This window comes from Actinomycetota bacterium (assembly GCA_030776725.1).
Lineage (GTDB): Bacteria > Actinomycetota > Nitriliruptoria > Nitriliruptorales > JAHWKO01 > JAHWKW01.
Genome location: JALYHG010000212.1, coordinates 1 through 5,266, shown reverse-complemented (window position 1 = coordinate 5,266; position 5,266 = coordinate 1). Strand labels below are relative to the sequence as shown.

Sequence of the window (5,266 nt, the reverse complement as noted above, 5' to 3'; positions counted from 1 at the left end):
GGCACGCCGATGTAGCTTCCGTCGCTGCGGGTCACGCCGAGCACGATGATCCCCTCGTCGGTGAGGCGACGGTCCATCAGCTGGTCGGTGATGATCCAGTCGTCGTCGCCGACGGTCATCTCGGTGACGGCGTACGGCCCCGACAGCTTCAGCAACCGCGCGTAGTCGCGGGTATCGAGGTCGGTGTACTGCCGCAGCATCCGGGCGATCACCCGCGTCATCACCCGGTCCACCCGCTCGTTCCGGGCGACCAGAAGCACGACGACCAGCCCGGCGATGAGCACGGCCAGACGTATCGCGGCCGTGCCCCGTCCCACGTTGGCGAACGACAGCACGAACGTGGCGATGACCGTGGCGATCCCGGCGTTGCCCAAGATCATCAGCGCCATCACGAGCCGGCGGCGCACCGGGTGGTCGACCACCCGCTCGGCCTCGCCGGTGGTGAAGCCGGTGTTGGTGAGCGCCGAACGGGCCTGGAAGCGCGCCGCCTCACGTGACAAGCCGGTGACCGTCAAGGCGACGGTCGCGATCCGCGCGATCAGGATCGAGACGATCACCACCACGATCACCGTTAAGACGGCGACCACGCCCGACTCCTCGTTCGCCTCCGCGCATGGTCGCGCAGATCCGAGGGGAACGCACGCAGCTCTGGCCGTCCGGTCGCCGCCACAGCGGTGCGTATGCGCCAACTGTCATCGCACACGGACGTTCCGGCGGCGGCGCGACGCGCAAGAGAGACACCCAGAGAACCGAGTCAGGAAGGGCGGGAGCGTGCCCCCGGTAGGAATCGAACCTACGGCGCATGGTTTAGGAAACCACTGCTCTATCCACTGAGCTACGGGGGCTCCCGTCCGGAGGGTACCTGCCGCCGTGAGACGCCCTCCGGCTGTGCCTGCGTGCGCCGGGCTGGAGCCGGCTGACCGTCCGACCTGCCACCGACAGCGACTTGGGGCTCGGTACGGTCGAACGGATGCGGACGGACGAGGGAACTGTCGTGCAAGTCGGGGCGGCCAGCGACATGGGTCGGGTCCGGGGACGCAACGAGGACGCGCTCCTGGTCGACGAGGACCACCACGTCTTCGTGGTGGCTGACGGTCTCGGCGGGCATCCGGCTGGAGACGTGGCCAGCCGGACCGCGGTCGAGACGCTCGACCGCCATCTCGACGACCTGTCGCGCGGGGACCCGGCGGACGCGCTCGTGTCGGCTCTGCGTGCAGCCGACGACGCGATCCGCTCCGACGCCGCGGCCGATCAGCGCCGAGCCGGCATGGCGACGACAGCGGTGGTCGCTCGCCTCACGGACGGCGGCGAGGAGGCGTGGGTGGCCCACGTCGGAGACAGCCGCGCCTACCTGATCCGCGACGCGGACCTCCGGCCGATCACCCGGGACCACACCTCCGGTGGCATGTTCGGTCGGGGCAGCATCACCCAGGCGCTCGGCACCGGGGACGGGATCGACCCGGACGTCACCCACATCGACCTCGAACCCGGGGACCGCCTGCTGCTGTGCACCGATGGGCTCACCGACATGCTCCCCGAGGACGCGATCGCCAAGATCGCCGCCACGTCCGACGAGCCGCAGGCCGCCTGTGAGCGGCTGGTCGACGCGGCCAACGAGCGCGGCGGTGTGGACAACATCACGGTGATCGTGGTCGAGGTCTGACCCAGCACCCTGGCGGACCACCCAAGACGACACGCCCCGCTGCCCCGGCGGTGGCCCGACCAGCGCCAGACAGGAGGAGCAGATGGGAGGTTCGATCACGCGGAGCGAAGCCGGTCGTGACGTCAACGCTGCTGACCTCGAGCAGCGTTTCCGCAGTGTCGGGCTGACCCCGCGGACGTTCGCCAACGCCCCCGGCGACACGTACGGAGCACACAGCCACACGACGCACAAGATCCTGTTCTGCGCTGAAGGATCGATCACCTTCCACACAGACGACGGCGACCTGGAGATGCACGCCGGTGACCGCCTCGACCTGGAACCCGACACCCAGCACCGCGCGACCGTCGGACCGGACGGCGTCGTCTGCGTCGAAGCACACGCCGACGGGCCCGACGCGCTGCCCAGCTAGCGGCCCGCGAGCCCCCGAGGAAGGACCACTCACGCGTACGCGACGCCACGTTGATGCAGGAGCGGTTCGAGGACGCTGGGGCGGTCGGTGATCAACCCGTCCACCCCCAGGTCGATCAGGCGTGACATCTCTTCGGGTTCGTTGACGGTCCACACGTGCACCGCCAAGCCAGCCCGGTGCGCCCGCTCGACGAACTCGACGGTGACGACCTCGACGTCCCCGTAGGTCGCTGGGACCTGCGCCGCGTGGATCGACGGGTGGTCGCGCTTCCACCGGTCCTCCCACAGCGCCACGACCTCCTCAGGGGCCAGTGACGTGCTGACCTGGGGCGCGGCGTCGCGGAACGACCGTACGGCGGGCAGGTGGAACGACCCGACGACCACGTCGTCGCTCCGACCGTACTCGGCGAGCAGGTCGGCCAGCGGCTCCTCGTAGGGCTCGACGTGCGGGGCGGTGTCCTTGATGTCGAGGTTGAGGAACGCTTGAGGGAAGGCGTCGAGGACCTCCCGTAACGTGGGGATCGCGGTGTCGTCGGCCTGTTCTGCTGCCAGCACCGACCGTTCGCGGACGTCGGACAGCGTCAGCGCATCGACGTTGCCGGGCCGACCGGTGACCCGGCGCAGGTCACGGTCGTGGGCCACCACCAGCACGCCGTCGGCCGTGCAGCGCACGTCGAGTTCCAACCCGTCCGCGCCAGCCCGGACCCCGGCGCGGAACGCCCGCATGGTGTTCTCCGGAGCCTCGAGCGCTCCGCCGCGGTGGGCGTGGTGCAGCACCCGCCGCTGCAGCCAGGGGTTGTCGCTCACTCCTGGGCGTACGTCCAGTCGGGTTGCTTCAGGTGGTAGGTCCGGTCGAACACCACCTCGCCGGTGTCCAGATCGATGCTGTCGATCTTGGGCACCATCGCCTCGCGCTCGGACCAGCATGGCCGACCGATGTGGTCGGAGTACTCCTGGGCGTAGCGGTGCAGGGTGCTGCCCACCATCAGCTGCTCACCGACCGGCAGGTAACAACGGTTCTGGTCGGTGACCTTCGCAGCCCGTTCCAGCAGAGCGTCGACGTCATCGTCGACCCCGTCGCCGCGGTCGATGCGGTTGAGGATGTCCGTGAGCGTCTCGGTGCCCAGCATGCACGCCCAGCACTGACCACATGACTCGACCGCCAGGAAGTGTGACAGCGTCGCCATGACCCGGACGATGCAGTGCGACGAGTCGTACACCACGAACCCGCCGCTGCCCAGCCCGGCGCCGGCTTCCGCCAGCGAGTCGAACCCCATCGGGGTGTCGAGCATGTCGGGGGTGATCACCGCTTGCGCGACGCCTCCGAAGATCGCCTTGACGTCGGTTGCACCGGCGATGTCCTCGACCAGCGTGCGCAGCGGTGTGCCCAGCGGCAGCTCGTAGACCCCGGGCGACTCGACGTCGCCGACGACGGTGAACACCATCGTCCCGGGCGACTCGCCGGTTCCCACCTCGCGGAACCACTCGGGACCCTTGCTCACGATCAGCGGGACGTTGGTCAACGACTCGACGTTGTTGACCAGCGTTGGGTTGGGGCTCTGCATCGACGCGAACAGCCCGACCTGGTAGGGCGCCACCAGCCGCGGCATCGGCAGCTTGCCCTCGACGACCTCGAGCATCGCCTTCTCTTCGCCGAACAGGTACTCGTCTGGGCCGCCCACCAGGTCGATGCGGTCGGCACCCTCCCATCCGGCCTCAGCGACCTGACCGACCGCGTCGGCGATCTTCTCGATCTGGTCCTGGAACTTCTTCTTGATCGCGATGTAGCCGCGCTCAGCCCCGACCGCGTACATGGCGATGAGGACGCCTTCGACGAACTGGTACGGGTTCGTGGTCATGATCGCCCGGTCCTTGTACGTACCGGGCTCGCCCTCGGCGGCGTTGGCCACCATGTACACCGTGGAGCCGGGATCCTCTTGACCCGCCTTGCGGACCGAACTCCACTTGATCCCGGTGGGGAACCCGGCGCCACCACGACCGCGCAGACCTGAATCGCTGACCGCGCGGATCACCTCGTCGGGCGAGCCCTGCAGCGCCGTCGTCAGGCCCTGACCCCCGCCGCTCTCGAGGTAGTCCTCGACCGAGAGGATGGGCTCGTCGGGTATCAGCCGGCGTCCGGCATCGAACGGTTCCACGGCTAGGTCTCCTTCCGGGCGAAGGCGCGCCGCAGCAACTGCTCCTGCTCCTGCTCGTGCACGGTGTGGCTGCCCACCGCTGGACTGGCCGACTCGGGCCGCGCAACGTGGGTGAGCTGCAAGTCACGTTCCCGCAGGACCCGGTGCAGCCGGGAGTGCACGTACGGCCACGGCCCCATGTTGTCGGGTTCCTCCTGCAGCCACATGACCTCTGACGCGTTGGGATAGCCGTCGAGGAGCTCGCCGATCTGCTCCCCCGGCCAGGGGTACAGCTGCTCGACGCGGATGACCGCGGCTGGCGCGTCCTGGCTGTCACGCCGCTCCATCGCCTCGTACGCGATCTTCCCGCTGCACAGGATGACCCTCTCGACGGCGCCGGGGTCGGCCACACCGGCGTCGTCCAGCGTCTCGTGGAAGTGGCCGGTGGTGAACTCCTCGACGCTCGAGGCCGACTGCTTGGCGCGGAGCAGGGACTTGGGTGTGAAGACGATCAGCGGCTTGTGGTGGCCGTCGCGGTGCTTCTGGCGGCGGAGCACGTGGAAGTACTGCACTGCCGTGGTGCAGTTGACGAGCTGGATGTTGTCTTCCGCAGCGAGGACCAGGAACCGCTCGATGCGGGCGGACGAGTGCTCGGGCCCCTGACCTTCGTAGCCGTGCGGGAGGAGCATCACCAACGGCGAGGTCTGACCCCACTTGTCCTCGGCGGCGACGATGAACTGGTCGATGATGATCTGGGCGCCGTTCACGAAGTCGCCGAACTGCGCCTCCCAGATCGTCAGCGCGTCCTTGTTCGCGACCGAGTACCCGTACTCGAACCCGACGGCCGCGTACTCGCTGAGCAACGAGTCGTAGATGAAGAACTTGCCCTGGTCGCGATCGAGGTTGCCGAGCGGCGCGTACTCGGTGCCCGTCTCGTAGTCGACGAGGATGGCGTGCCGCTGACTGAAGGTGCCGCGGCGGCTGTCCTGTCCGGCGAGCCGTACCCAGGTGCCCTCGAGCAGGAGCGATCCGAACGCGAGCTGTTCGCCCAGCGGCCAGT

General features: G+C 68.8%; 6 protein-coding genes and 1 tRNA gene. 2 read left to right on the top strand and 5 right to left on the bottom strand.

The features are described 5' to 3' along the window. Nucleotides 1–587, bottom strand: a 587-nt coding sequence (locus M3N57_10415) for a potassium transporter TrkA (GenBank protein ID MDP9023081.1), incomplete at its 3' end; no start/stop codon positions are given. Between the two features lie 185 nt (nucleotides 588–772). Continuing rightward, nucleotides 773–845, bottom strand: a tRNA-Arg gene (locus M3N57_10410). Between the two features lie 125 nt (nucleotides 846–970). On the opposite strand from M3N57_10410, the gene M3N57_10405 reads away from it, so the two are divergent. Then, a complete protein-coding gene (locus M3N57_10405) occupies nucleotides 971–1,663 on the top strand; it encodes a protein phosphatase 2C domain-containing protein (protein ID MDP9023080.1) in 693 nt (230 codons plus the stop codon). A gap of 82 nt (nucleotides 1,664–1,745) precedes the next feature. Then, nucleotides 1,746–2,072 carry a cupin domain-containing protein gene (locus M3N57_10400; GenBank protein ID MDP9023079.1) on the top strand — a complete coding sequence of 109 codons (327 nt, stop codon included), beginning with the start codon at nucleotides 1,746–1,748 and terminating at the stop codon, nucleotides 2,070–2,072. Between the two features lie 29 nt (nucleotides 2,073–2,101). Here M3N57_10400 and M3N57_10395 read toward each other — a convergent pair whose 3' ends face one another. The 3 genes from M3N57_10395 to kgd form a co-directional block, all read right to left on the bottom strand. Next, nucleotides 2,102–2,878 (bottom strand): glycerophosphodiester phosphodiesterase, encoded by a 777-nt coding sequence (locus M3N57_10395; protein ID MDP9023078.1) that lies wholly within the window; start codon nucleotides 2,876–2,878, stop codon nucleotides 2,102–2,104. Next, nucleotides 2,875–4,227, bottom strand: a complete 1,353-nt coding sequence (locus tag M3N57_10390; GenBank protein MDP9023077.1) for an SLBB domain-containing protein — start codon at nucleotides 4,225–4,227, stop codon at nucleotides 2,875–2,877. The genes M3N57_10395 and M3N57_10390 overlap by 4 nt, the downstream gene beginning before the upstream one ends. A 2-nt stretch (nucleotides 4,228–4,229) precedes the next feature. Beyond that, on the bottom strand, nucleotides 4,230–5,266 hold a 1,037-nt coding region (gene kgd / locus M3N57_10385), incomplete at its 5' end, for a multifunctional oxoglutarate decarboxylase/oxoglutarate dehydrogenase thiamine pyrophosphate-binding subunit/dihydrolipoyllysine-residue succinyltransferase subunit (protein MDP9023076.1).

Bases quoted from the DNA above. Each gene is read 5' to 3' on its own strand.
- M3N57_10405 (MDP9023080.1), top strand. From the start codon at position 971: ATGCGGACGGACGAGGGAACTGTCGTGCAAGTCGGGGCGGCCAGCGAC.
- M3N57_10400 (MDP9023079.1), top strand. From the start codon at position 1,746: ATGGGAGGTTCGATCACGCGGAGCGAAGCCGGTCGTGACGTCAACGCT.